Raw genomic sequence first — 2,901 nt, forward strand, 5'->3', positions numbered from 1 at the left:
TGGCTTTCCCGTCGCGCTGGGCGCTCGCCGAGTCGAGAAGCTCGACGACCTCGTCGGGAAGATCCGCGCCGATGGCGGCGAAGCCGTCGGATTCCATCTCGACGTCACCGACCCCAACTCGGTGAAGTCGTTCGTGGCCAGTGCCGTTGGCGCACTCGGTGACATCGAGGTGCTGGTGGCAGGCGCGGGTGACACCTACTTCGGCAAGCTGGCCGAGATCAGTACCGACGACTTCAACTCACAGCTGCAGATCCACCTCGTCGGGGCGAACCGACTGGCAAGCGCGGTGTTGCCCGGCATGATCGAGCGCCAGCGTGGCGACCTGATCTTCGTCGGCTCCGACGTCGCATTGCGCCAGCGGCCCCACATGGGCGCCTACGGGGCGGCCAAGGCCGCGCTGGTTGCGATGGTGACCAATTACCAGATGGAACTCGAGGGCACCGGGGTGCGTGCGTCGATCGTGCATCCGGGACCGACCAAGACGTCGATGGGCTGGAGCCTGCCCGCAGAGGCCATCGGGCCAGCGCTGGAGGACTGGGCCAAGTGGGGCCAGGCCCGGCACGACTACTTCCTGCGCGCATCGGATCTGGCGCGCGCCATCACGTTCGTCGCCGAAACCCCGCGCGGCGGTTTCATCGCCAACATGGAATTGCAGCCGGAGGCTCCCTTGGCCACGGTGAAGGAACGTCAACAGCTCAAGCTCGGTGAGGAAGGTATTCCTTCATGACGATTACCAAAGAGGTTCAGCGGGTTTCGGGCGGCGAGGAGGAGTACGGCCACCTCGAGGAGTTCCGCACCGACCCCATCGCCCTGATGAACCGCATTCGCGAGGAATGCGGTGACGTCGGCTGGTTCCAGCTGGTCGACAAGCACGTCGTCTTCCTCTCCGGCGCAGAAGCGAATGAGTTCTTCTTCCGCTCCAGTGACGAGGATCTCGACCAGGCCGAGGCCTACCCGTTCATGACGCCGATCTTCGGTGAGGGCGTGGTGTTCGACGCCAGCCCGGAGCGGCGCAAGGAGATGCTGCACAACTCGGCGCTGCGTGGCGAGCAGATGAAGGGCCACGCGGCGACCATCGAGGGCGAGGTCAAGAAGATCATCGCCGACTGGGGCGATGAAGGCGAGATCGAGCTGCTCGACTTCTTCTCCGAGTTGACGATCTACACCTCCACGGCCTGCCTGATCGGGTTGAAGTTCCGCGAGCAGCTCGACAGTCGATTCGCGCAGTACTACCACGAACTGGAGCGTGGCACCGATCCACTCTGCTACGTCGATCCCTACCTGGACATCGAGAGTTTCCGGATTCGCGACGAGTCTCGCGTGAAACTCGTTGCGCTGGTTCAGGAGATCATGAACGGCCGCATCGCCAACCCGCCCAAGGGCAAGGAAGACCGCGACCTGCTCGACATCCTCGTGTCAGTAAAAGACGAGGACGGCACCCCGCGGTTCTCAGCCGACGAGGTCACCGGCATGTTCATCTCGCTGATGTTCGCAGGCCACCACACCAGCTCGGGCACCTCGTCGTGGACGCTGATCGAACTGCTCCGACACCCCGACGTCTACGCCGACATCGTCAACGAACTCGAGGAGCTCTACGCCGACGGCCAGGAGGTCAGTTTCCACGCGCTGCGCCAGATTCCACTGCTGGACAACGTCGTCAAGGAAACCCTGCGGCTGCATCCGCCGCTGATCATCCTGATGCGGGTGGCCAAGGGCGAGTTCGAAGTCGAGGGCTTCCCGATCCACGACGGTGACTTCGTCGCCGCCTCCCCCGCGATCTCCAACCGGATCCCGGAGGACTTCCCCGACCCGGACGCGTTCAACCCGGACCGCTACAACAAACCCGAACAGGCCGACGTCGTCAATCGGTGGACCTGGATCCCGTTCGGCGCGGGCAGGCACCGCTGCGTCGGCGCCGCGTTCGCCACCATGCAGATCAAGGCGATCTTCTCGGTTCTGTTGCGCGAGTATGAGTTCGAGATGGCACAACCAGCCGACACCTACCGCAATGACCACACGAAGATGGTGGTCCAGCTGGACCGGCCCGCCAAGGTGCGCTACCGCAAGCGCCAGGCCTAGAGCAGGGGGCACGATGAGATTTCGTGTAGAAGTGGACCTGGACCTGTGCCAGGGCCACGCGATGTGCGAACTCGAGGCCCCGGACTACTTCACGGTGCCAAGGCGCGGCAAGGTCGAGATCCTCGATGCCGAGCCACCAGAGGATGCAATGGACGACGTCCGGCGTGCTGTTGATATGTGTCCAACCCAAGCGCTTTCCATCAAAGAGAAAGAGGACTGACAATGGCGTCACGCGAACAACTCGATGACTGGGTCGCCCGCTGGCTCAAGGCCAACCAGGACGGAGAGAAGGCCGGCGACTGGAAGAACCTTGCCGACTTCTACACCGACGACGCGACCTACGGCTGGAACATCGGGCCCAAGGAAGACGTGATGTGCATCGGCAAGGACGAAATCCGCGATGTCGCACTGGGTTTGGAGATGGAAGGCCTGGAGAACTGGGTCTATGAGTACCAGAAGGTGATCATCGACGAGAAGCTCGGCGAGATCGTCGGGTTCTGGAAGCAGATCGCCAACAAGAGCGACGGCGCCAGGGACGAGATCTACGGAATCGGCGGCAGCTGGTTCCGGCTGAACGACGACCTGCTGATCGAGTGGCAGCGCGACTTCTTCGACTTCGGCCATGTGCAGAAGGCGTTCATCAAGCTCATCGAGTCCGGCGACCTCACCCCGACCATGCAGAAGCGCATCGAACGCAGCGTCGCCGGAGAGAAACTTCCTGGCTACTACCCCCTCGGCCACAGCCCCATCCCGATCTGGTGACCTCCCGGCCAAGCGGTTGCTTGGGGGTGCTTGTGACGCACCTAACTAATGGCTCTAGTC

At 62.9% G+C, this 2,901-nt stretch carries 4 protein-coding genes; all 4 read left to right on the forward strand.

Going from position 1 to position 2,901, the window contains the following annotated elements; translation table 11 throughout:
- Positions 1 to 727 (forward strand): SDR family oxidoreductase (locus ACRDUX_RS06300; RefSeq protein WP_526412059.1); only part of this gene is annotated, 727 nt, incomplete at its 5' end.
- Entirely contained in the window at positions 724 to 2,079 is a 1,356-nt protein-coding gene (gene cyp51, locus ACRDUX_RS06305; protein WP_526412061.1) for a lanosterol 14-alpha demethylase, read from the forward strand. The genes ACRDUX_RS06300 and cyp51, both read left to right, overlap by 4 nt.
- A 13-nt stretch (positions 2,080 to 2,092) precedes the next feature.
- Complete coding sequence (gene fdx / locus ACRDUX_RS06310) at positions 2,093 to 2,299, forward strand: ferredoxin Fdx (protein WP_526412063.1); 207 nt, start codon at positions 2,093 to 2,095, stop codon at positions 2,297 to 2,299.
- A gap of 2 nt (positions 2,300 to 2,301) precedes the next feature.
- Positions 2,302 to 2,841 (forward strand): nuclear transport factor 2 family protein, encoded by a 540-nt coding sequence (locus ACRDUX_RS06315; protein ID WP_526412065.1) that lies wholly within the window; start codon positions 2,302 to 2,304, stop codon positions 2,839 to 2,841.
- The last annotated feature ends 60 nt before the right edge of the window (positions 2,842 to 2,901 follow it).

The sequence above is a fragment of the Mycobacterium sp. genome (genome assembly GCF_050701675.1).
Lineage (GTDB): Bacteria > Actinomycetota > Actinomycetes > Mycobacteriales > Mycobacteriaceae > Mycobacterium.

Bases quoted from the DNA above. Each gene is read 5' to 3' on its own strand.
- ACRDUX_RS06315 (WP_526412065.1), top strand. From the start codon at position 2,302: ATGGCGTCACGCGAACAACTCGATGACTGGGTCGCCCGCTGGCTCAAG.
- cyp51 (WP_526412061.1), top strand. From the start codon at position 724: ATGACGATTACCAAAGAGGTTCAGCGGGTTTCGGGCGGCGAGGAGGAG.
- fdx (WP_526412063.1), top strand. From the start codon at position 2,093: ATGAGATTTCGTGTAGAAGTGGACCTGGACCTGTGCCAGGGCCACGCG.